The following is a 24,261-nucleotide window of genomic DNA, read 5'->3' as shown; positions in this document are numbered from 1 at the left end:
TGCAATATGGCTAAAGTAACATTAAAAAAAGTAGAAAAACAATATCCAAATGGCTTTAAAGCCGTTCACGGAATAGATTTAGATATTAAAGACGGGGAATTTATGGTTTTTGTAGGTCCTTCTGGTTGTGCTAAATCTACAACATTAAGAATGATAGCAGGACTTGAAGAAATTACTGGTGGAGAAATTTGGATAGGAGATAAATTAGTTAATGATTTACCTCCTAAAGACAGAGGAATTGCAATGGTATTCCAAAACTATGCATTATATCCTCATATGACTGTTTATGAAAATATGTCTTTTGGACTTAAAATGGCTAAAGTTCCTAAAGATGAAATAGACAGAAGAGTTAAAGAGGCTGCAGAAAAATTAGAAATAACACCTCTTCTTGATAGAAAACCAAAAGAAATGTCAGGAGGACAAAGACAAAGGGTAGCAGTAGGAAGAGCAATTGTAAGAAAACCTGATGTATTTTTATTTGACGAACCTTTATCAAACTTAGATGCAAAACTTAGAGTATCAATGAGAGTAAAAATAACACAGCTTCATAAACAACTTAAAGCAGAAGGTCAGACAGCAACAATGATTTATGTAACACATGACCAAGTTGAAGCTATGACAATGGGAGACAGAATCTGTGTTTTAAATTACGGAAAGATAATGCAAGTAGATACACCATTAAATTTATATCACAAACCAGCAAATAAATTCGTAGCAGGATTTATAGGAAGCCCTGCAATGAATTTTGTTGAAGGAGCAATAGAAACAGATGGAAAAAATATAATATTTATTTTTGGAAACCAAAGACATGTAATATTGCCTGAAGATATGGGAGAAAAAGTAAAATCATATATAGGTAAAAAAGTAGTATTAGGAATAAGACCAGAGAATATAGGTAATAAAATTACACATCCTGAGGGAGAAAAAGTAAATTTCTTAAAAGGAGATGTAAGTGTAGTAGAACATATGGGAAATGAAGAATTTATATATTTTAATATTGATGGAATTGAATTTACATCAAGAATAGAAGCAAGAAAAAGTGAAAACATTAAATATGGAGAAATAGGGGAATTTTTCTTTAATGTAAAAAGAGCTCATATTTTTGATGCAGAAACTGAAGAAAACTTAACTTTATAAATTTAAAAAAGTAATTTTGAAGTTTTGCACCACATATTCATGCCTAAGTAAAAATAAATATACCTAAAAAAGAAACTATTATATTTTGAGGATTTTTAATCTTTAATTTATAATAGTTTCTTTTTTACAATAAAATATAATTGTATTATGAAAAAATTTATAATTTAACTAAAAGAATAAAAAAGAGTAAAATAAAAACAGGTACTAAGATTAGTACCTGTTTCTGTATTTATCTTTTAAGTCTGGATTGGCTAATTAATTTTTTAACTCAAACTAGAATGTATAATTCCATCCTATGCAAAACTCACCATAATAATTGTCGTCTTTAGCAGATTTATTGTCTCCTTCTCTTTCCCAATCTCTTAATTCATATTGGTAGTATCCATTGATATTAAAGTTTTCAGTTACATTATATCCAGCTGATAATACAAAAATATGGTTAGTGTCAATTACATCGTATCCGTCATTTCTATATTTCATATCGTATTCTGCATCAGTATCAAACTGCCATCTATACTCTAATCCAACATTTAATTTTTCTCCAGAATATAAAGTAGTTCCTACTCTTAATTGCTGTCTCCACCAATGTTCAAAACCAGAATCTGAAGTATCTTTACCAAATTTATCTACAGCATGTGCTTTAGTATTAACTGCTATTGTATCTGCTTCAAAATAATATCCGATATAAGCTGGTCCATAAGTTAAAACAACTGGCATTGCTTCTACATAATAAGCATCTTCATGATCATCTGCTCCATTATTTGATTGATAAGCTGCATCAATCCATCCTGAGAACATTCCATAAGAATATTTAGTTCTTAAGTAGTATCTGTCAAAGTCATCTTGGTTTCTGAATCTAAATCCTAAAGAGAAGTTATCTCCAAAATGTCTCCAAGCATCTAAATCAAGTCTATGATCTTTAGAGTGAATTCCATCATCTGTATCCATTGACCAAGTTTTTCTTGCCATGAAATTGAATGTCCAATCGTCTCCGTATTCTAATCCAACAAAGTTAGCAAAATGAACTCCCTCTCCAATATTCTCTCCACCAGAAGTATTATCAAACTCAACATATTGACCAACATTTGTAACTCTTAACATTGGAGCTGCTGCAACCTCAACAGGAGTTTCAGTAACTGCTACTTCTTCAACAGCAGGAACAACTTCTTTTGCATAAGCAACTGAAGATATAAGTGATAATGCACCAAGTAATAAAGTAATTTTTTTCATAATAAAGTCCTCCCTCAAAAAATTTTACTCTTATCTAAGATTTTTTTATATCTCAGATAATTTATTCTAATCCTGTCACTTGGTGACAAGTCAATGGTTTTATTGGAATTTTAAAAATTTTTATCTTTGCATCTTCTTTGCTTAATTCTTTAAAAGGTTTTACCACTTCTATAAAAAGGTCTCCAGCTTCAATATATTTTCTTTCTTCCAGGTTTTTATAAAGATGTTCCACTGCTATTTTATCTGAAATTTTTTTACTTACATATAAAATTCCATATAATTTTCCTTCTATTTCTTTAATGATAAAAATCTCTTCTTTTGTTTTAGACAGAGATTTGGTTTTTAAATCAATTAAAATGTATTCAGGATTTATTTCTGAAATTTCATCTAAATATATCATATATTTCTTACTTTCTTTCAATATATCAATTTTATTTTCTGTTTCTTTTATTTCATCTTCATATTCTTTTAATTTCTTATCCAGCATTTTAGCAATAGAGCCATATTCTTTATTTAGAAAATATTTTTTAAATTCTTTTATTTCTTCTAATGAAAAACCTACTTTTCTAAGATTTAATATTACTCTAAAATTATCAATTTGATTTTTTCTGTAATATCTATAATTATTTTCTCCATCTCTTTCAAATTCAATTAATCCTTCTCTATTGTAATATCTTAAAGTAGTTTTATTAATTTTTAAGATTTCTGCTACCTCTCCTAAAGTTAAATATTCTTTTTCATCTTTTTCCATGAGTTTTAAAATTTCCTTTCTTTTTAAAAATATAATGAGAAAGGACTCCCTTTTGTAGTTGAGAAGTCTACGGGAGTCCTTAGAGAGAAATTATTATTAAAAAGTTAGCCTTTTTAACATGCATTTATTATAAGCTTATCACTAACTAACAAGTCAATAATTATATAAAAATTATTGGGGAAGACCTCTAAAACTTTAGAGGTCTAAGGATTGACAATAATATTAACAAATTAATTTAATATTATCAATCTTATGGTATACTTTGTACCTACTAACAAGTCAAGAAATTTATTTCTTATTTTAAATAATTTCTATCCCATTTTCTTTATAAGATTCATAAATATTTTTATCAAGCTTTGAGTCTGTAATTACAACTTTTATACTTTTTAAATCACTTACTTTTATAAGAGCCGATGTTTCAAATTTTTGACTGTTAGCAAGAATTATAAGTTCTTTTGAATGTTTTATCATCGTTTTTTGAATATCTACTTCTTTCAAAGGAAAATCAGTAAGTCCATCTTGTAAAGAAATACTGCTTACACTTAAAAAAGCTTTATTTACTATAAACTGAGAAATTATATTTTCAGAAACTGCTCCAAAAAATGCTTTTTCTTCATTATCTAAAAATCCACCAGCAAGAATAACAGTAAAATCTTTCATCTCACTTAATTCAGATGCAATTGTTAAAGAATTTGTAATTACAGTAATTTCCTTTACCTTTCCTCTAAGTTCTTTTGCAAGATAAATATTTGTAGAACTATCATTTAAAAAAATAGTATCTTTTTCTTCTATAAATTTTACAGCTTTTCTAGCTATTTCCATTTTTTCTAAAATTTCAGAATTCATTCTTGTGCTGTAATTAAAATCTTTTCTCTCCTGTTTTTCTTTTTCAGGAAGAGTTGCTCCACCATATATTTTTTTTAGATTTCCTTGCTTTTCTAAGGCGTCAAAATCTCTTCTTATAGTTTCAACACCTACTTCATATTTTTCTGCAAGTTCTGCAGCTTTTATAACTTTTACTTCTTTTAATTCTTCAATAATTTTTTTTCTACGCTCTTCTGCAAGCATTTTCTCACCTCTTTTATTTATTTATTTTTATCAATTTTCCTAATTTATTAAGGGCAAATAAATTAGGGAGAATGAGTAATCCTAAAGCAATATCCTGTATATACCAAACAGTTTGAAAAGAAAAATGAGGAGCTAAACATAATATTATAAGAAAAATAATATCATAGTATTTCCCATAATCTTTTCCAACTGTAAAATTATCAACTATACTTTTAAAAGATTCTCTTCCTAGTATCCATTGTCCAAGAACAGATGTCATTCCAAAAAGGACCATTGAAACTCCAAGAAAATATCTAAAACTATAGTGAACGCTTTGAAATGCATTTATCATAACTTGTGTTGGACTTAAAATCTGAGAATAATCAATATATAATAATGCTACTATTCCAGAAATAGAGCAAACTATTATTGTATCTATAAAGACTTCCATTATCCCATAAAGTCCATAATCTTCATTTTCTTTTGCTGTTATTTTTGAATAAAATATAGCTGCTGTTCCTTCTCCTGCTTCATTAGAGTAAATTCCACGAGAAATTCCATAACGAAGAGACTGTTTTACTGTAAATCCTAGTGTCCCAGCAACTGCAGGCATCATTCCAAATGCTGATTCAAATATAATTTTAAATAATTCAGGTATTCTTTCTATATTTATTCCTATAATTAAAAGACCAGCTAAAAAATAAAAACAAGTCATAAAAGGCACAATTTTATCCATTGTTTTTACAAGTCTTTTAAACCCACCAGCAATGACAAATCCTATAAATAACACAACTATTATTGAAGTCATCACAGGAGTTATTTTTAAAAAGTCAAAGAAAATATCTTTAATTACATTTCCTTGAATTAAAGTTCCTCCTGAATTTTGAATAAGAAGAAGAACTCCATATAAAATTCCTAAAAATTTCATATTAAGTCCTTTAGAGATATAGTACATAGGACCACCATTATATTCTCCTATATCATTTTTTTCTCTAAATTTTATTCCAAAAGTTATTTCTCCATATTTTACTGCCATACCTATACATGCTGCAATCCACATCCAAAATAAAGCTCCTGGTCCTCCAAACATAACTGCAGTAGCAACTCCAACAATATTTCCATTTCCTATACAACTGCCAAGGGCAGCTGTTAATGCTTGAATTGGTGTTATTTTATTTTTATCTTCTTCTTTTCTTTTAACAAAAAAAGTTTTCTTTAAAATATAGGGAAATTTTTTAAACTGAATCCCTTTCAAAAGAAATGTATACCGTATTCCAGTAATAAATATAAGTGCTACAAGCCAATCTCCCCAAATAAAATTTGCTATTTTTTCTAACATAATAATATCCCCCCATTTAATTTTTAATAAACAGGTATAAAAATTATACCATAAAAAGTTTATATTTTCTTGAAAAGTTTATATCATCTTTTTATATATTTTATGTTGATTTTATATTATTTTTATACCACATCAACACATTTTTGTAAATATTTATTCAAAAAAATTTGACATTTATATAAGATACTTATATAATACTGATATAAAAATTATAAAATATAGACACGCAAGGAGGATTTTATTATGAAAATAGGAATAGAAACAGAAAGTTTCCACCTTTTTTTCCAATATGGAAAAATGAATGTTTTAGATTTTATCAGAAAGGCTGCTGAAATAGGATTTGAAGGAGTTGAACTTAATATCATTCCTGGTTGGGGAATTGATAAAGCTCTTGGACAAGTGGGAGATGACACAAAAGAAAATCTTGATGCCATTAGAGACGAAATAAAAAAATACGGACTTTATGCCGAAATTGATACAAACGGAACTTCAGAAGCTGATATGAAAAGAGCTCTAAGAGTTGCACATCATATTGGTGCTGATGTAATAAGAACTTATATCAGATTTAATAAATTTGATGCTGCTGCATATGAGCAAACTTTACAAGACTTAAAAAATATTGTTCCTGAGTTAAAAAAATATAGAATCAAAATAGCTTTAGAAAATCATGAATATGAAACAGCAGAAGAAGTTGTAAAAATAGTGAAAGAAGTAAATTCTTGCTGGGTTGGAGTTCATTACGATTTTGGAAATTCAATGATGGTTTGGGAAGATCCTGTTCATGCTGCTGAAATTATGGCTCCATACGCTTACTGCACACATTTCAAAGATCATATAATTGTAGAAGATAAAGATGCACCTTATGGATATGTAGTTTGTGGTGTTCCTGTAGGAGAAGGAAATATTGACTTAGATACTTGTTTTAAAATTATGGTTGAAAAATCTCCTCTTACAAGAATAAATATGGAAATGTGTTTCCCTTACTGTACACCATTTAAAAGAGAACCTGGAACAGGAGGAATTGAAAAAGTTGGAGAAGGAGCATTTAAAGTTGAAGAAGCACCTTATGATAGAAATATTATAAAACCTCTTGATTATTACTTCCCTCACAAAGCAGTATCAGAAGAGTTTATGGAAAAAATGATGGAAGACCAGTTAAAAGGAGCAGAAAAAGGTTACAAAGCATTAAAAGCTCTTAGAGATAAATATTGTGGTAAATAATTTTAATTTCATTTTTAATATTTTTATAAAGGAGAAAAAATGGAGACTATAAAAACACAAAAACAGAAATTCATAACTCTTTTGGTTATGATGTTAATAAGCGGAACTATGTATAAAGTTTATTTCTTAATGGATGCTTTCTATGTACAAATGCAAGATTTTATGGGATTATCTCATACTCAAATAGGATTTATTTATAGTGTAGCTGGTTGGATTTCACAATTTGGATTTTTAGCTGCAACATATATAAGTGATAAATTTTCAAAAAGAAAGATGATTGCCTTTGCCCTTATTGCAAATGGAATTACAGGAGGAATTATTTCAACATACCCTCAGTTTTCAGTTTTAGTTGTCCTTTTCTGTATGTGTGCTATTTTTACAGATATGCTTTGCTGGCCGACTGTTCTTAAAACAATAAGACTTCTTGGAACAAAAGAAGAACAAGGAAGAATGTTTGGTTTCTTAGAAACAGGGCGTGGACTTACTGATACAATTGTAAATTTTTCAGCACTTGCAATTTTTGTAGCTATGGGAAGTAATGCTTTTGGTTTCAGATGTTCTATTATATTCTTCAGTGCAATTTCAATAATAGCAGGAGTCCTTGCTTATATAACAGTTGAAGATGATAAAAAAGAAGAAAGCTCTGAAAAAGAAAATAAGAAAGAAAAATCAAGCATTAAGGATATCTTCACAGATAAAGGTGTCTGGCTTGTATCAGTTAATATATTTATGATTTACTGTTTATACTCAGGTCTTAAATATCTTGTTCCTTTCTTAAGAGAAGCATATAATATTCCAGCTGCTCTTGCATCAGCTTATGGAATAATAAATATGTATGGATTAAAAATGGTAGGAGGACCTATTGGAGGAATTATTTCTGATAAAGTTACTCATTCAGCTACTAAATTTATAAGAATCATGTTTGTAATCTCAGCTATCTCACTTGGAGCTTATACTTTACTTCCTCATGGTTCTATGAGTGTATATGTTACTATGATAATATCTCTTATTATTTCAGCATTTGTTTTCTGTATGAGAGCTATTTTCTTTGCTCCTATGGACGAAATTAATGTACCTAAACAATTAACAGGAGCTGCAATGTCACTTGGATCATTTATAGGATATCTGCCAGGAGCATTCATAGCCATTATTTATGGAAGAATTCTTGATACAAACCCTGGAATATCAGGTTATATGAAAGTCTTTATGATTATGGCCACAATAGCAGTTATCGGATTTTTCATCAGCTACTTCTTAATAAAAGAAATTAAAAAAAGACAAACAAAAGAATAAATTTAATTAAGCCCTTAACACTTATTATCCGAAGAGAGAATTAAACATATTTAGTTCTCTCTTTTAATTTTTTATATATTTTTTTGATTACTAAAAATATTTTCCAAAAAAATAAAAAGACAGCCTGCAAAACTGTCTTTTTATTTTTTGATTGAAAGAAATAAATTTATTAAAAATACTGCCTTTAAAATATAATATTATATGACTATATTTTAAATTTAGTTTTTTTAGCTTTAATTTAAGATATAAAAATTACATCATCATATCAGGGTGTCCTGCTGGAACTTGAGTAGGTTCTTTTTTATCTGCAACAACAACTTCTGTTGTAAGAATAAGTGATGCAATAGATGCAGCATTTTGAATTGCTGATCTTGTAACTTTAGCAGGATCTATAATTCCTTCTGCCATCATATCAACATATTCTTCTTTTGAAGCATCAAGTCCAAATCCATCAGGAAGATTTTTAACTTTTTCAGCAACAACTCCTCCATCAAGTCCTGCATTTATAGCAATTTGTTTTAAAGGACTCATAAGAGCTTTTTTAACTATTTCAACTCCCATTCCTTCTTCTCCTTCAAGCTTAAAGTTTTCCATTGCTTTTAAAATTTCTATAAATGCAACTCCTCCACCTGGAACTATACCTTCTTCAACTGCTGCTTTTGTTGCATTAAGAGCATCTTCTATTCTAAGTTTTTTATCTTTCATTTCAGTTTCTGTTACAGCTCCCACTTTTATAACTGCAACTCCTCCTGAAAGTTTAGCAATTCTTTCCTGCATTTTTTCAATATCATAAGATGAAGATGTTTCACCAATTTGAGCTTTAATTTGACTGATTCTATCTGATATAGCTTCTGATTTTCCTCCACCATCAACAATAGTTGTATTATCTTTAGTTACTTTAATTTTTTTAGCAGAACCTAAAACTTCAAGACCAACCTCTTCAAGTTTCATTCCCATTTCTTCACTTACAACAGTACCTCCTGTTAAAACAGCTATATCTTCAAGCATTGCTTTTCTTCTGTCTCCAAAAGCAGGAGCTTTTACTGCAGCAACATTTAATGTTCCACGAAGATTATTTATTACAAGAGTTGTAAGAGCTTCTCCTTCAAGATCATCTGCTATAATAAGAAGAGGTTTTGAAGCTTGAACTATCTTTTCAAGAAGAGGAAGAAGATCTTTCATACTTGAAATCTTTTTATCAGTGATTAAAACATATGGATTTTCAAGAACAGCTTCCATTCTTACAGGATCTGTTACCATATGTGGTGAAATATATCCTTTATCAAACTGCATTCCTTCCACAACTTCAAGAGTTGTTTCAAGTGATTTAGCTTCTTCAACTGTAATTACACCTGTTTCTCCTACTTTTGCCATAGCTTCAGCAATAAGTTTTCCTATTTCATTATCTCCTGCAGATATAGAAGCTACTTGTTCAATCTCACTATTTGACTGAACTTTTTTAGCTTTTTCTTGAAGATTTCTTACAACTTCTTTAGCTGCTTTATCTATACCTTTTTTAATAAACATAGGATTTGCTCCAGCACTTACAATTTTAAGTCCTTCTTTAACTATATTCTGAGCTAAAATTGTTGCTGTTGTAGTTCCATCTCCTGCCACATCATTTGCCTTTGTAGCTACTTCTTTTATAAGTTTTGCTCCAAGATTTTCAAAAGGATCTTCAAGTTCTATTTCTCTTGCAATAGATACACCATCATTTGTAATAAGAGGTGAACCATATGCTTTTTCAAGAATAACATTTCTTCCCTTTGGTCCTAAAGTTATTTTAACTGCATTAGCAAGAGCATCTACACCTGCTTCTAATTTTTTTCTTGCATCTTCATTAAATTTTATTAATTTTGCCATTTTAAATACCTCCTAAAAATTATTCTCATAAATTTATCAGAATAATTTTATTCTATAATTCCAAGAACAGCATCAAAATCTATTATAATATATTCTTCATTGTTATCTTTTACTTTTGTTCCTGCATATTCTGAATGAATAATATGGTCACCTACTTTTAAAACTTTTACTTCTTCTCCATTTCCCACTGCAATAACTTCTCCTACATTTGGATTAACTTTTGAAGAAGAGGGAGTAAGAATTATTCCTCCTATTGTTTTTTCTTCTGTCTTAATAGCTTTTATTAAAACTCTATTTCCTATCGGTCTTATACTCATCTTAAAAATCCTCCTTATATCTTAAAAGTTATTTTTTTATTTAGCACTCTATGTTAGTGATTGCTAACAACATATTAATAATATATCTTTTTATCCTTAATGTCAAGATTTTTATAAAAAATTTTATATAATAAAAATATGTTGTATTCATCAAAAAATTAAAATATAATATAAAAAAATATTTAAATACTAGGAGATTATATGAATTTAATTTTAAAAAGATTTAAAGAAGATTTAATAAAAGAAAAGAATATAGAAGCAAAAATTGCAAATATAAGATTAAAAAAAATCTCAAAAATTTTAGATGATAACTGTACTATTAAATATACCACAAATATTGATGATCTAAATAAAGAAATGCTTCCTAAAGTAAAAGAAATTATTTTAGAAGAAATTGACGAACTGATAAAAGAAAAAAATCTTAAAGTAAAAGAAATAGATTATATCTCTATATATTCTCAAAAAAAACATGTAACTGATGTTTTTATAAATTGTGAATTTCAATCTATTCTATATTCTTTTGAAGTCTTTGCTAAAAGAGAAAATATGTCTATGGAATATTTTGAAAATATCCAAAAAGAAAATATCAGTCCTGATGAAAGAGTAATTTCTTTTGTTAATGATAAGAATGAAAAAGTTACAAGAAAATATATCACTTTAAAAGATGAAAAAAATATTCATTCATCTACATGCTTTGAAATTATAAAAAATAATTCTTCAGTAAAATTAAAAAATATTGCTTCTGATGAAGAATTAATTTTAAATGAAGTTGAATATGATAAATTATCTTTAAAAAATTTTTAAAAATTTATTTATAGAATCAAAGAAGGGATTGCTGTGAAGCAATCCCTTCTTTGAATTTTAACTCATATTTTATAAATCTCTTAGGGGAGAGAATTATCATAATTTATAAAAAAATTTTATATTTTAACCCTGTTCATTTATTATTATACTGTATATTTAAATAAAATGCAAAAAAATTTTGATTTTTTACAGCTCATTTCATCTTATACTAACACAAAATATCTCTTTTTTATATTTCTATTTCATATTTCCATGTATTTATACCACCAAATTCATAAATATTTGTATAGCCAATAAGTCCAAGCTTTGCTGACGCATTTAAACTTCTATGTCCACTTCTGCAATAAACAAAAATGGGAGTATCAAAATCTATATCTAAAATTTCTTCATCATAAATCTCTTCATTTGGAACATTCACTGCACCTTTTATATGACCACTTTCATATTCTGCTTTTGTTCTCACATCTAATATGATATATTCTTTTAAATCTTCCATCATTTCTTTTGCTTTTTCTTGTGATATTCTTTTATATAATTCTTTCATTATTTTACTCCTTTAAATACTTTTTTAGTATATTATACATCAAGGAGCAAATTTAGTCTATCTCCATACTTTTAAAATCTTCTATTTCCCTTTTATTAGAATAAAATTTTTCTATAAAATCTATACTTATATTTTTTCTTTTCATAATTTCTTTTACTTTTTCAAGTTCTTCGTTTCCTAAATGCATAGGAATTGTTTTTTCACAAATTTCTTTTGAATAAAATTTTATATATTCTTCTGCATTAGTATGAACAGGAGTTTTATATATTGTCATCTCATGAAAAACTATATCTGCCTTTTCTATTATATTTTTTATCTCACTATTTTGGCTTAAAGAACAGTCTCCTGAAAACCATAAAGTTTTTTGTTCATTTCCTTTTTTCAATAGAATTTCATATCCAAAAGATTCCATATTTTCAGAATGTTTTACTGTATGACCTTTAAATAATATTTCCCCATCAGTATACTTTGCCACAAAGGTCTCTGAAAAATATTCAACTGTTCTATCTATACCTTCTTTATCAGCTCCCATTAGCCTCATTAATATTTTTATTTCCTCTGCTGATTTTTTCCCTGGAGAAAAAATTTTAAATTCTATATTTGGTCTTATAATTTTCATATAAAAATACAAAGTTGTCAACCCGCCTATATGATCTGGATGAAGATGAGTTATATATACATTAACTTTTCCTTCCTTTAATTCCTCTATTAGATTTTTAACTTTATGAAAATTCATTTCTCCACAATCTATTAAAAATATTTCATCTTTATTATCATCTTTTACTTTTAAGTAAAATGAATTATTTAGATTTTCTTCATCAGAAGAAAAAGCACCTCCATATCCAAGAAGTCCATATTTTATATTTTCCATTTTTTCCTCCTTATATCAATCAACATTTCTATCATATTACTCTTTCTTCACATAAAAATCAATCCTGCTTTTAATTTTTTCTGTTCTTTTTCTCAATTTATGGTAAAATAGTATGAACAATTTATTTAGGAGTACAATATGGCAATTAATTCTATAAAAATGTATATTTCTGAAAAAAACCTTATTCACAACATGGAATACTTAACTTCAAACTTTAATAAAAAAGTTTTAGCAGTTGTAAAATCTAATGCTTATGGACATGATATTAGTCTTATAACTAAGATTCTTTTTAAACATGGATACAAACAGTTTGCTGTTGCCCGTCTTGTTGAAGCTGAAAAAATTATATCAAACCCAGATACATCATCTGCTGAAATTTTAATTTTTGAAAGTATTGGAAAAGAATTTTTAAAATCTATTAAAGAAAACACAACTTTTAATATGTCTATAAATGTTTATGAAGAACTTGAAGAAGCTCTTTCTTATGGAATTCCTCCTGAAAGAATTCAAATTAAAATTGATTTTGGATTTGGTAGAAATGGTATTTCTCTTGAAGAAATTCAAAAGCTTAAAAATTTTATAGAAAAAAATGATTTAAAATTTGCAGGAATTTATTCTCACCTTTTTTCTGTTAATTATGAGGAAGGTCTTGAAATCATAGAAAAATTTACTGAGATTGTTAATTTTCTTGGAAAAGAAAGATTTAATATGATTCATCTTCAAAATAGTGCTGCTGTAGAAAATTTTGGAAGTCTTGATATCACAACACACATAAGAACTGGTATGCTTATTTATGGTCTGCAGGAAGAAGGATTTTTTGATAAAAATTTAAGACAAGTCTTTTCTCTTGAAGGAAAAATTGCAGGAATAAGAAATCTTGAAAATTCAAGATATGTTGCTTACAACTTAAGATCAAATTTAAAAACAGAAAGCTGTAAATACATTGCAAAAATAAAAATAGGATATGGAGACGGCTTTTTAAAACTTAACGAAAATACTAAATGCCTTATTAAAAATAAAGAATTCAATATCACTCTTGTTACAATGGATAATAGTTTTATTGAAGTTGACAGCAGCATTAAAGAAGGAGATAACATAATCTTCTATCCTGATGTTTCTCTTGCTCAGCAGCTTCTTAATATGAATATATATGAACTTCTTACAATTCTTAGTCCAAGAATTGAGAGAGTTCTTATTGATAAATTATAAAAAAGGGACGCCGCGTCCCTTTTTTATAATTTATATTTTTATTCTAGACTTTGTGTTCCTCCACCATTAACTGCTATCACCTGTCCACTTACCCATTTTGACATAGGGCTTGCGAAATATAAAATAGTATTAGCAATATCTATTGTTTCTCCTAAAACTTTTAACGGAGTATTTACAAGCATTTTCTTTTCCATTTCATCTGTAAGAACAGATTTTAAAGCATCAGTTTTTATAGCTCCTGGGGCTATAGCATTTACTCTTATATAAGGTCCTAAATCAACAGCCATATATTTAGTAAGCTGATTTATTGCAGCTTTTGAACTTCCATATACACTCATGTTGTGAGATGTCATCTGCCCTGCCATAGAACTTATATTAATGATAGAACCATATTTGTCCTGATTCATATAAGGTAAACAAAGCTGAGATAATTTATAAATGCTGAATACATTTAATCTATAAATTTTTTCAATATATTCAAGTGTAAGAGTATCAAACTTTTCTCTTCCTCCTCCTCCACCTCCTGCATTATTTACAAGAATATTTATTCTTCCCATAGCTTCTACTGCTTTTTTTACAAGATCTTCAAGTTCTTTTTCTTTTGTAACATCACAAGCTACACCTATAGCTTTTACTCCAAATTTTTGAGCTTCTACAGCTGTTGCTTCTGCTGTTTCAAGATGAAGATCTCCACATACAACATTAACTCCATTTTCTGCTAAAATAAGAGCAGCTGCTTTTCCTATTCCATTTCCTGCTCCTGTTATAATAGCTGTTTTACCTTTTAAACTAAATATATCTTTTTTCAATTTATATCCCTCCTGTTTTTATTTACTTTTCCTCTACTTAATAAGACTCCATTTTTTCCAAAATAGTTATTTAGATTTTTGCTTAAAAGAAAAAAGGGACGCGGCGTCCCTTTTTATAATTTCTTTCTTATTTTCCAATCAGGCATAAATTTTTCTATATAATTATAAAAATCTCTGCTGTGATTTGGGTGCTCTAGGTGTGCTATTTCATGAAGAATAACATACTCAATAAATTTTATATCTCTTTTCATCATTTCAGAATTAAGATTTATATAACCTTTTCTATAATTACACGATCCCCAGTTACTTTTAAGAGTTTTTATTGTAACCTTATTTATTTTCTTCCCTGTCATAGCAAGATATTTTTCAAGTATTGGAATAAAAACTTTTTTCCCTTCTTCCCTGAACCACATATTCACTAATTCATTTTTTATTTTAATATTTTCTGTGTGTTCTGTAAAAAGTATTATTTTATCTTCCTGCTTTTCAACATAATTTTTATCACTTTTTATAAGAACAAAATCACATTCTCTTCCAAGATAAAAAATTTTTTCTCCTGTTTCATATGAAATAGCTTTTGTTTTTCTCTCTGAAATCTCTTTTAATTTCCTCTCAATCCATAATTTTTTTCTTTCAAGAAAATTTTTTATATAAATTTCATTTAATCTTTTCGGAGCTGTTATTTCTATTTCTCCATTTGGTCGTATTTTTAAAATTAAATTTTTTACAGATTTTCTTATTATTTTTATCTGCATAATTCCTCTTATCTGTTTTTTTGAATTAATTGGAAGAGACGGATAAGAAAATGTGTTTTGAAGTCACAAGAAAGCTCAAGTGCTTCTTCTAAATCATACCATTTTCCTGTCAAATCTTCTCCTTCATCAAGATCAAGTTCTTTTTGTTTTATATCATCATTTTTTAACCTTAATATATAACAACTAAGTTTTTCAGCTGTATATCCTGGAGAAATTGCAAGAGCTTGTTTTTCTTCATATATAATATCGTAATCTTCTTTATAGTATCCAGCTTCCTCTGCTACCTCTCTGTAAAGAGTATCTATTGGGACTTCTCCTGGATCAATAAGCCCTGCAACTACTTCAAGAGATTCTCCCATTAGTCCAGGTCTAAATTGTTTTACTAAATATCCTTTTTTGTCATCAACTGATACTATAAGAGCAGCTATAGCACTCTGCTTATCTAAATATTCTAAAGTCATTCCATTTTTAGGGTGTTTCATTTTTTTAGGATTTAAAAACTTAAATTCATCCATTTAAACTCATCTCCTTAATTTTTTCTACATTCATTATAACATAAATTCACTATTATAAACAAATAAAGGAACTGTTACAAATTAATAAAAATAAAATTTTATATCATAAAAATATTCTAAAATTTTATTTTTATAAATTAGAAAATGCAACCGCTCCTTTATCTAAAATTTTTATTTATTGAGATATTTTATAAGTCTTGAACATTTAAATCCATTTTATAAATAACATCTTTTCTTTCTACAATAACCTGAACTTTATCATAAATCTCTTTATCTGCTCTCAGCTTATCTAAAAATTCCTTTGATGGATTTATTGTAATAGGATTTCCTACAGATTTCAACATGCTGTAATCTCCACTTGTGTCTCCATAGGCATAACTTTTTTCCAAGTCAATTCCATATTTTTCACAAAACATATTAAGACTTTTAATTTTGTTTCTTGAATCCCACATAGGACTTATCACACCAGAAAATTTTCCATCTTCCACATGATAAGTAGATCCTTTGTAATCATCTGCGCCCCATTTTTCTGCCATTCTTCTCACAAGAAAATCTGGGCTTCCTGAAATGAAAATAACTTTGTGTCCTTGTTCTTTATGCCACTTTATTCTGTCTCTTGTATATTTATATACTCTGTTTCCTTTAAGTTTCATAACCTGATCTGAAACAAAATCATTATCTTTTACTGAAATTCCTATCATAGCATTTACATAAGTTTCTGTAAGTCTTAAAAGATATCCGTCATAATCTCCTACTCTTTCAGCCCACATCATATATGTATCTCTCACTTTTTCTTCATACTCAAGTGAATCTATAAGCTCATACTTTATCATTTTCTTAAAATGTTCTGTTAAAAGAGAATCTCTGCATATTGTTCCGTCTATATCAAAAAATGCTCCTACCATACAAGTACCTCCTTTTGTGTATATTAAAAAGTATAATATCATAACACAGAAAAAATTTCAAGAAAGTAATATAATTATTTCATAATTATTTTTTCTATATCTATTTCTTTTTCCTGAAGTCCATTTTCAATTAAGAATTTTTGTGTATTTTTTAATTCTTCAATGTCACTTGCTTTTATTTCTGGGTTAAAATCATAAAGAGTATACATTTCAGCAACTTCTTCTTTTGAAAGTCCTGTTTCTTTTGCAACAATTTCTGAAACTTCTTCAAAGTTTGCTTCAATTGAATTTACAGTTTTTCCATTAACATCTATAAATCTTTTTATAATATCTGGATGCTTTTTTAAGAAATCATTGCTTACTGCTGTAACTATTATTCCTTCAACAAGTCCTTCTCCATTTGTTACAACATCTGCTCCGTTTTTTAATGCTCCAAGAGCTACAGGCCCTGCAAGAAGTCCAGCATCAACAGTACCATTTTGAAGAGCTGCTGCTGTTTCAGGTATTCCCATATTTATAAATTCTATATCATCTGCTGTCATATTCCCTTTTGCAAGATATGCAAGAAGAAGCTGATGAAGAATTGTTCCTTTAGGCCCTGCTACTTTTTTCCCTCTTAAGTTTTCAGGAGATACTAAAGTTTTATCCTTTGAAAGAAGCATAAATCCTTTTGGAGAACGGCTGTAAACATTTGTTACTGTAAGTTCCACTCCATTTGAAGCTGCTATAATTGCAGAAGTTCCTCCAAGAGCATGAAGAATCTGAAGTTCTCCTGCTGCAAGAGCCTGTGTCTGTTCTGGCCCTGTTGTAAGATTATGAAATTTTACAGTAATTCCATCTTTTTCAAATTCCTTTCCAAATAAGTTTTGATTTTTTTCTAATATTGAAGGAACATTTAAAGGTGATTTAACATATGTCACATTAAGTTCTTTTAATGTTTCTTTTTTTCCACATCCTCCTGCAAAAATCATAGAAACTGCTGTTAAAGTTAATAATATTTTTTTTATTTTCATTTTTCTTCTCCTAACATTTATATTTTTTAAAATTATTTTTTACAATTTATAATATTTCATTTAAAACCTCTTTTTTCAAATTAAGAAGTTCTATATCACTTATATCCCTTGGATAATCTTTTTCAATTTTAAATTCCTTATATTTTTCCTCGTTAAAAATTATTATTTTCTCGCCTATAAGAACAGCCTCATCAATATTATGAGTTACAAAAATAATTCCCTTTCCTGTCTCTTTATGAATTTTTATAATTTCCTCCTGAAGCTGCCTCCTTGTAAAATAGTCAAGGGCTGCAAAAGGTTCGTCCATTAAAAGTATATCAGGATTATATCCTATAGCTCTTCCTATTGCCACTCTGCTTGCCATTCCTCCTGAAAGTTCTCTAGGATAAAAATGTTTAACATGAGAAAGAGAGATAAGAGAAAGTATTTTATCCACATCAACCTTTTCATCTTTCTCATATATTCTTATATTTTTTTCCACATCAAGCCAAGGCATAAGTCTTGGTTCTTGAAATACCATTCCTATTTTCGCTGCTTTTTCTTTTCCAAGATTATCTATAAATTTTATTTTTCCCTGAGATACATTTTCAAGACCTGCAAGTATTCTTAAAAAAGTTGTCTTTCCACAGCCACTTTTTCCTACAATAACTGTTATTTCATTTCCAGATATTTCAAGATTTATATTTTTCAAAACTTCTTTTTCTGTATCATCATTCTGCTGAAAAAAACTTTTAGATACATTTTCAATTATAAATTTGCTATTCATGATATACACCTCTGTTTCTTATACATCTTTCAACAACTTTAGAACATATAAAATCTGTAACAGAACCAAATATTCCTATTGAAAGAATACCTACAACTATAACATCAGATCTTGACATCTGCTGTCCATCCAGTATAAGATAACCTATTCCTGAAGATGCAGCTATCATTTCAGCCCCAATTATAGATCTCCAGCTATATCCTATTCCAAGTTTTATTCCTGTTAAAATATCAGGAATTGCTGAAGGAAAAATTATTTTTTTAAAAATTTCATATTCAGTAAAATTAAAAACTTTTCCCACTTCTATAAGTTTTTTATCACAGCTTCTTATCCCTTTAAGAGTATTTAAAAAAACAGGAAAAAAAGATGCTAGAACTATTATTATTATTTTTGAAGTTTCTCCTATTCCAAACCATAAAATTATCATAGGTATAAGGGCAAGAGGTGGAGTGTGTCTCATAAATTCCAAAATTCTTTTAAAATAATTATATACTTTCGGAAACATTCCAAATATAACAGCACTTGGAATTCCTATCAAAAGTGTTATAAAAAAACCTGAAAAAATTCTTGTTATACTTATAATAAGATGTTTAAAAAGCTCTCCATTTTTTAAAAGTTTTAAAGCTGAAGAAAGTACTTTCCATGGAACTGGAATTATATAACTGCTCCACCATGAAAAATATGAACCTACAATCCAGATGAATAAAATCAGAAAAAGAAAAATATTTTTTTTAATAAAATTATTGTGCTGATTTAATTTCTTCATTTTTCTCTCCGTTGATAATCGTTTAATATTATTTTAGCACTAAAATATTTAAATAGTCAAATTATGTTTATATGGCAAAAAATAAAAAGGGCTGCTGCATTACTAATTTTATAAGTTCACAGCACCCTTTTAATTATAGTTATCTTAAAAATCCTTGAATTATTTCTTCTTCTGCTTCTTTTTCTGTAAGTCCTAAAGTCATAAGTTTTATAAGCTGAGCTCCTGCAATTTTTCCAATTGCAGCTTCATGAATAAGAGAAGCATCTACATCAGTTGCTTTTAATTGAGGAGTAGCTACAATAACTCCATGATCCATAATTATTGAATCACATTCAGCATGTCCACTGCATTTTGCATTTCCATTTATTCCAAGAACTACTTCTTGATAACTTTTTTCTTTTGCAACTCCACGGCTTATAATATCACAACTACTGTTTTCACCATTTAAGTCTACTTGAATTTCAGCTTTTGCCTGTTGATCTCCTGAAGTTAAAATTTTATCATGAACTATAAGAGAAGAATTTTCTTTTAAAACAGCTTTTGTAACTCTTATAGTATCATCTATTCCTGCAATCTGGGAAGTTTGCATATCCATAAAAGAATTTTCTTCAAGAGTAACTTCTGTTGTAGGATTCATAACTCTTTTTCCTTCACTGCTTCCTTCTCCGTAATGTTTTTCTATATATTTAACTTTACTGTTCTTCCCTATAAAGAAACGGTGGATTCCATCATGACGACTTTCTTCTCCCCCACAGTTATGTATACCACAACCTCCAACAATAGTTATATCACAATTTTCTCCTACGAAAAAATCATTATAAACAACTTCTTTTAATCCACTTTTACTTATTATAACAGGAATATGCACACTTTCATTTTTTGTTCCATCTTTGATTTTTATATCAAGTCCAGGTTTATCTGTTTTTGTTATAATATCAATATTTGATGTTGTATTTCTTAAATCACTTTTTCCATTGCTTCTGATATTATATGCACCCTTTGGCAAAGTTTCAAGTTCAGCAATTTCTAAAAGTATATCTTTCTCTATTCTGTCCATATTTTATATCTCCTTTTAAAATTTATCTGCTAAAACTGAACATTTCATTGGTTCATTATCATCAATTTTTAAAAATTTCAATATATTTTCTTTTGTATCATAATGCTCAACATGTCCATCTTTTAAATAGATAATTTTATCTGCTATTTTTAAAATTCTTTCTTGGTGACTGATTATTAAAATATTTCCAGCTGTTTCTTTATAAAGTTTTTCAAAGATATAAATAAGATTTTGGAAACTCCATAAATCTATACCTGCTTCAGGCTCATCAAAAATTGTAAGCTCTGTTCCTCTTGCAACAGCCATAGCAATCTCTATTCTTTTTATTTCTCCTCCTGAAAGAGTTCCATTTAATTCACGGTCTAAATAATCTCTTGCACAAAGTCCAACTTCACTTAAAATATCACAAGCATGTTTTAAAGATTTATTTTTTTTGTCAGCAAGTTCTAAAAGATCACGAACTTTTAAACCTTTAAAGTGAACAGGCTGCTGAAAAGCATAGCTTATTCCTTTGTTTGCTCTTTCATTTATTGGAAGATTTGTTATATCTTCTCCATTAAAAATAATCTGCCCAGAAGTTGGCTTTACTATTCCCATTATTATTTTGGCAAGAGTTGATTTTCCACTTCCATTAGGCCCTGTTATCACTACAAATCTATCTTCTATTGATAAATTTACATTATCAAGTATTTTTTTTCCATCAATTTCATATGTAATATTTTTTAAAACAATCATTATTATTTAAAGGAGCTGCTATATTTATTTTAAAATACAACAGCTCTCTTAACCTCCTTTGATAAACTATTTAAGAAAATCACATATTTAAGAAATAAATTTTACTATTTCATTTCTCTTTCTATTTTTTCAACATATTGTTCCATTGCATTTTTTTGTAACAGCCAATCTGTTTCAGAACTTTTAGTTTTTTCTTTAAGTTCTTTTTCAATAATTTCAATATTATGTGTTTCTTCTTCTAATCTGCTTTTGATAATTCTTTGTAACATTTTCCCTTTTCCCTCTGTTTCTAAAATAAAATCTTAATTATATACCTATTTTTAGGCATAAAATTATTATAGCACATTTTTGTTTTATTTTTCATTTATTTTATAAAAAAATTACTATGTTTTTATACTTTTCTTATAACAAATAAAAAACTGCACCCTAATAAAAGAATGCAGTCTTATTTATTATTTTTCTACAGGTTCACCATTTTTATAATTATATCTTTCAAAAAGAGTTCCATCTTCGTTATATGACTCAAACACTCCATGAAGTTTATCATTTTTATAGAAGCATTTTTCACGAAGAACTCCATTTTCATAGAAGTATTCATCAATTCCTTCTCTTAAGCCATTTTCATAATATGATTTCTGACGGATAGTTCCATCTTCATAATATGAAATATAATCTCCGTTAAGTTTAAAATTCTTATATGAAATTTTCTCAGAAATATTTCCATTTTCATAATAAGTTTCTATTGTTCCTGTTCCATTTTTCATATCCCATTTATGGCTTACTACTCCATTTTCATAATGGGCTTCACCTTTTCCTGTTCTTAAGCCTTTTTCATATTTGCTTTCTTCAAGAATATTTCCCTCTTCTGAATAATAAGTATATTTACCATCAATAAGCCCATCATCATATTCTGTTTTTAATTTTATATTTCCGTTTTCATAATAATAAACAGCTTCTCCATGTGGTTTATCTTTTTTATATTTTATTACTTCACTTGGCTGCCCATTTTCATAATATTCAGTTGTTTTTCCATGAAGTTTTCCTTTTCTATATTCAGATGTAAATTTAAGCTGATCTGATCCTTCATAATAAGATTCTGAAACTCCTGTAAAAGGTTTATCCTTTTCAGCCTCATATACAAGATTGTCTTTATAAATAAGCTTATCATCATTTACAATATTCTTATAGTTCATTGCCATAATTACAAGCCCTATAAGAATTCCTCCTATAAGAGGCCCCCATTTTTTTCTCATAATTTTCCTCCTGTAATGTTCTTATACTGACAGTCTACTTCATTTTTTAAAAAATATCAATTAAAATCCTCTCTCTGCCATAGCTTCAAGTTTTGCTATTCTATCTTTTGTTGATGGGTGAGTACTAAAAAGAGATGCTATTTTATCTCCTGAAAGAGGACTCACTATAAACATATTTTCCATAGCAGGATTTGTATTCATAGAATTTCTTCTTACTCCAGCTTCAAGTTTTCTTAAAGCATTTGCAAGATAAAGAGGATTTCCACTTATCTGTCCTCCAAAAGCATCAGCCTTGTATTCTCTTGTTCTTGAAATACACATCTGAACAAGCATAGCAGCCATAGGAGCGAAAATTGCAACTCCTATAAGAGCAATAGGGTTTCCTCCTTCATCATCTCTGTCTCTGTTTCCTCCAAAAATTGCAGCCCATTTTGCCATATTTGCCAAGAAAGCAATTGCAGCAGCAAAAGTTGCAGCAACTGTTCCTATTAAAATATCTCTATGTTTCACATGCCCTAACTCATGTCCTATTACTCCTGCAAGTTCATTGTCGTCCATAATATCAAGAAGTCCTGTTGTCACTGCAACAGCTGCATGATGAGGATTTCTTCCTGTTGCAAAAGCATTTGGCTGACTCTGATTAATTGTATACACTTTTGGCATAGGAAGTCCTGCTCTCTGTGTAAGATTTTTTACAATTCTATATACATCTGAATTTTCTCCTGCTGGTTTTGCATTATACATACTTAAAACTATTTTATCACTGTACCAATAAGAAATAAAATTAGTAAAAGCTGCAAAAACAAGAGCAAAATATACTCCGTTTGTTCCTCCTATAAGATTTCCTATGAGCATTAAAATAAATGTCATAACCCCCATAAGTAAAAATGTTTTTAAATTACTCATTTTATCTTTTCCTCCCAATATATCACTAATATTTTTAACAATATTTGATAAAAAATGATACCATAAATTTCGTTAAGTTTCTATACTTTTTATAGTATAATATTAAAAAGCAGAAATAAAACTGTTTTAATTAATATTTAGATGATAAAAATCAAAAAAATGTTTATTTATAAAAACAAAGAGTTTAAAGAAAGAGATGAATTAAAATGAAAAATATAAGTGAAAACAAAAAAAATATTATAAGAGGAGTAATTGATATAGGGACAAATTCATGCAGACTTTTCCTTGCTGAAGTTGAAAAAAATGAAAATGAAGCTATTATAAAGAAAAAACTATATAAAGAAACTCAGATTACAAAACTTGGAAAATTCATAAATCCTGACAGCACAATACAAGAAGAAGGAATGAACATTGTAACAAATGTCATAAAAAAATATGCTGAAAAAGCTAGGGAATATAATGCTAATGAAATTATAGGATTTGCAACCTCAGCAACAAGAGAAGCTGCAAATAAAGATATATTCTTAAAAAAAATCTATGATGAAACAAAGGTAAATATAAAATGTATCTCAGGAGAAGAAGAAGCTCATCTTACTTTTTCAGGGGCTGTAACAGAATTTAAAAATCCTGTTGTACTTTTTGATATAGGAGGAGGAAGCACTGAAATTATCTTCGGGGATAAAAATGAAATTAAGTTCATTAAAAGTTTTAAAGCAGGTGCAGTAAGAGAAACAGAAACATTTTTTAAAAATGATTCCTATGAAAATATTAATAAATGTATAGAAAGTCTTAAAGAAAGACTTTCTGAAATTGAACCTCTGAAAAAATATTCTTTTGATCTTGTAGGAGTAGCAGGAACTGCTACTACAAATGTAAGTGTAAAAGAAAAAATGCTTAAATATGACAGCGAAAAAGTACATGGCTATGTACTTACAAAAGAAGATGTAGAAAAAAATCTAAAAAAATATTTAAGTGTAAACCTTGAAGAAAGAAAAAAAATAACAGGTCTTCAGCCTCAGAGAGCTGACAGTGTAATAAGTGGTACTATTATTATACTTGTTATTATGGAGCTTCTTAATAAAGATACATTCATTGTATCAGAATGTGATAACCTTGAGGGAGCAATGTCTAAAACAAATCTTTAATTTTAATAAC

26 protein-coding genes are annotated in these 24,261 nt (G+C 28.2%); 6 read left to right on the top strand and 20 right to left on the bottom strand.

Features of this window, described 5'->3' with window-relative positions; genetic code table 11:
* Positions 1-6: 6 nt before the first annotated feature.
* Positions 7-1,137 carry an ABC transporter ATP-binding protein gene (locus tag I6E17_RS02855; RefSeq protein WP_176828928.1) on the top strand — a complete coding sequence of 377 codons (1,131 nt, stop codon included), beginning with the start codon at positions 7-9 and terminating at the stop codon, positions 1,135-1,137.
* Positions 1,138-1,410: 273 nt separating this feature from the next.
* On the opposite strand, the gene I6E17_RS02850 is transcribed toward I6E17_RS02855, so the two are convergent.
* The 4 genes from I6E17_RS02850 to I6E17_RS02835 form a co-directional block, all read right to left on the bottom strand.
* Positions 1,411-2,367, bottom strand: coding sequence for a hypothetical protein (locus I6E17_RS02850; protein ID WP_235235436.1), 957 nt, complete (start codon positions 2,365-2,367; stop codon positions 1,411-1,413).
* 61 nt (positions 2,368-2,428) lie between these two features.
* Positions 2,429-3,118, bottom strand: coding sequence for a MerR family transcriptional regulator (locus I6E17_RS02845; RefSeq protein WP_235235434.1), 690 nt, complete (start codon positions 3,116-3,118; stop codon positions 2,429-2,431).
* 300 nt (positions 3,119-3,418) lie between these two features.
* Positions 3,419-4,186 (bottom strand): DeoR/GlpR family DNA-binding transcription regulator, encoded by a 768-nt coding sequence (locus I6E17_RS02840; protein ID WP_176828935.1) that lies wholly within the window; start codon positions 4,184-4,186, stop codon positions 3,419-3,421.
* A gap of 13 nt (positions 4,187-4,199) precedes the next feature.
* On the bottom strand, positions 4,200-5,504 hold the full coding sequence (locus I6E17_RS02835; protein ID WP_176828936.1) for an alanine/glycine:cation symporter family protein: 1,305 nt from the start codon (positions 5,502-5,504) through the stop codon (positions 4,200-4,202).
* Positions 5,505-5,747: 243 nt separating this feature from the next.
* Here I6E17_RS02835 and I6E17_RS02830 point away from each other — a divergent pair, with 243 nt between their 5' ends.
* On the top strand, positions 5,748-6,725 hold the full coding sequence (locus I6E17_RS02830) for a sugar phosphate isomerase/epimerase family protein (RefSeq protein WP_176828937.1): 978 nt from the start codon (positions 5,748-5,750) through the stop codon (positions 6,723-6,725).
* Positions 6,726-6,764: 39 nt separating this feature from the next.
* A complete protein-coding gene (locus I6E17_RS02825) occupies positions 6,765-8,018 on the top strand; it encodes an MFS transporter (protein WP_176828938.1) in 1,254 nt (417 codons plus the stop codon).
* 252 nt (positions 8,019-8,270) lie between these two features.
* Here I6E17_RS02825 and groL read toward each other — a convergent pair whose 3' ends face one another.
* Both groL and I6E17_RS02815 read right to left on the bottom strand, forming a co-directional pair.
* Positions 8,271-9,881, bottom strand: coding sequence for a chaperonin GroEL (gene groL / locus I6E17_RS02820; RefSeq protein ID WP_235235432.1), 1,611 nt, complete (start codon positions 9,879-9,881; stop codon positions 8,271-8,273).
* 47 nt (positions 9,882-9,928) lie between these two features.
* Positions 9,929-10,198, bottom strand: coding sequence for a co-chaperone GroES (locus I6E17_RS02815; RefSeq protein ID WP_176828940.1), 270 nt, complete (start codon positions 10,196-10,198; stop codon positions 9,929-9,931).
* A 201-nt stretch (positions 10,199-10,399) separates the two neighbouring features.
* Here I6E17_RS02815 and I6E17_RS02810 point away from each other — a divergent pair, with 201 nt between their 5' ends.
* On the top strand, positions 10,400-11,002 hold the full coding sequence (locus I6E17_RS02810) for a hypothetical protein (RefSeq protein WP_235235430.1): 603 nt from the start codon (positions 10,400-10,402) through the stop codon (positions 11,000-11,002).
* A gap of 229 nt (positions 11,003-11,231) precedes the next feature.
* Here the strand turns inward: I6E17_RS02810 and I6E17_RS02805 are convergent, their stop codons facing one another.
* Positions 11,232-11,546, bottom strand: coding sequence for a rhodanese-like domain-containing protein (locus I6E17_RS02805; protein WP_235235428.1), 315 nt, complete (start codon positions 11,544-11,546; stop codon positions 11,232-11,234).
* 52 nt (positions 11,547-11,598) lie between these two features.
* Positions 11,599-12,417, bottom strand: coding sequence for an MBL fold metallo-hydrolase (locus tag I6E17_RS02800; RefSeq protein WP_235235426.1), 819 nt, complete (start codon positions 12,415-12,417; stop codon positions 11,599-11,601).
* A 138-nt stretch (positions 12,418-12,555) separates the two neighbouring features.
* On the opposite strand from I6E17_RS02800, the gene I6E17_RS02795 reads away from it, so the two are divergent.
* Positions 12,556-13,626, top strand: coding sequence for an alanine racemase (locus tag I6E17_RS02795; protein WP_235235424.1), 1,071 nt, complete (start codon positions 12,556-12,558; stop codon positions 13,624-13,626).
* Between the two features lie 38 nt (positions 13,627-13,664).
* On the opposite strand, the gene I6E17_RS02790 is transcribed toward I6E17_RS02795, so the two are convergent.
* The 12 genes from I6E17_RS02790 to htpX form a co-directional block, all read right to left on the bottom strand.
* Positions 13,665-14,435, bottom strand: a complete 771-nt coding sequence (locus tag I6E17_RS02790; protein ID WP_235235422.1) for a glucose 1-dehydrogenase — start codon at positions 14,433-14,435, stop codon at positions 13,665-13,667.
* A gap of 113 nt (positions 14,436-14,548) precedes the next feature.
* Positions 14,549-15,190 (bottom strand): M48 family metallopeptidase, encoded by a 642-nt coding sequence (locus I6E17_RS02785; RefSeq protein WP_235235420.1) that lies wholly within the window; start codon positions 15,188-15,190, stop codon positions 14,549-14,551.
* 8 nt (positions 15,191-15,198) lie between these two features.
* Entirely contained in the window at positions 15,199-15,705 is a 507-nt protein-coding gene (locus tag I6E17_RS02780; protein ID WP_235235419.1) for an NUDIX hydrolase, read from the bottom strand.
* A gap of 188 nt (positions 15,706-15,893) precedes the next feature.
* Entirely contained in the window at positions 15,894-16,610 is a 717-nt protein-coding gene (locus tag I6E17_RS02775; protein ID WP_235235418.1) for an HAD family hydrolase, read from the bottom strand.
* 74 nt (positions 16,611-16,684) lie between these two features.
* Entirely contained in the window at positions 16,685-17,623 is a 939-nt protein-coding gene (locus tag I6E17_RS02770; RefSeq protein ID WP_235235417.1) for an NrtA/SsuA/CpmA family ABC transporter substrate-binding protein, read from the bottom strand.
* A 46-nt stretch (positions 17,624-17,669) separates the two neighbouring features.
* Positions 17,670-18,389: an ABC transporter ATP-binding protein gene (locus I6E17_RS02765; RefSeq protein WP_235235416.1), complete on the bottom strand. Its 720-nt coding sequence runs from the start codon at positions 18,387-18,389 to the stop codon at positions 17,670-17,672.
* The gene (locus tag I6E17_RS02760) at positions 18,382-19,155 is read right to left on the bottom strand and encodes an ABC transporter permease (RefSeq protein WP_235235415.1); all 774 of its coding nucleotides are present in this window, start codon (positions 19,153-19,155) and stop codon (positions 18,382-18,384) included. The genes I6E17_RS02765 and I6E17_RS02760 overlap by 8 nt, the downstream gene beginning before the upstream one ends.
* A 139-nt stretch (positions 19,156-19,294) precedes the next feature.
* On the bottom strand, positions 19,295-20,212 hold the full coding sequence (locus I6E17_RS02755) for a SufB/SufD family protein (RefSeq protein WP_235235414.1): 918 nt from the start codon (positions 20,210-20,212) through the stop codon (positions 19,295-19,297).
* Positions 20,213-20,227: 15 nt separating this feature from the next.
* Positions 20,228-20,947, bottom strand: a complete 720-nt coding sequence (locus I6E17_RS02750; RefSeq protein WP_235235412.1) for an ABC transporter ATP-binding protein — start codon at positions 20,945-20,947, stop codon at positions 20,228-20,230.
* 104 nt (positions 20,948-21,051) lie between these two features.
* Complete coding sequence (locus I6E17_RS02745; protein WP_235235410.1) at positions 21,052-21,216, bottom strand: hypothetical protein; 165 nt, start codon at positions 21,214-21,216, stop codon at positions 21,052-21,054.
* Positions 21,217-21,399: 183 nt separating this feature from the next.
* A complete protein-coding gene (locus tag I6E17_RS02740) occupies positions 21,400-22,200 on the bottom strand; it encodes a toxin-antitoxin system YwqK family antitoxin (RefSeq protein WP_235235408.1) in 801 nt (266 codons plus the stop codon).
* A gap of 60 nt (positions 22,201-22,260) precedes the next feature.
* A complete protein-coding gene (gene htpX / locus I6E17_RS02735; protein ID WP_235235406.1) occupies positions 22,261-23,106 on the bottom strand; it encodes a zinc metalloprotease HtpX in 846 nt (281 codons plus the stop codon).
* A gap of 206 nt (positions 23,107-23,312) precedes the next feature.
* On the opposite strand from htpX, the gene I6E17_RS02730 reads away from it, so the two are divergent.
* Positions 23,313-24,251, top strand: a complete 939-nt coding sequence (locus I6E17_RS02730; RefSeq protein WP_235235404.1) for a Ppx/GppA phosphatase family protein — start codon at positions 23,313-23,315, stop codon at positions 24,249-24,251.
* The last annotated feature ends 10 nt before the right edge of the window (positions 24,252-24,261 follow it).

Source organism: Fusobacterium perfoetens, from assembly GCF_021531595.1.
GTDB lineage: Bacteria > Fusobacteriota > Fusobacteriia > Fusobacteriales > Fusobacteriaceae > Fusobacterium_B.
The sequence above is the reverse complement of the archived record's forward strand: the minus strand, read 5'-3'. Positions and strand labels throughout refer to the sequence as shown.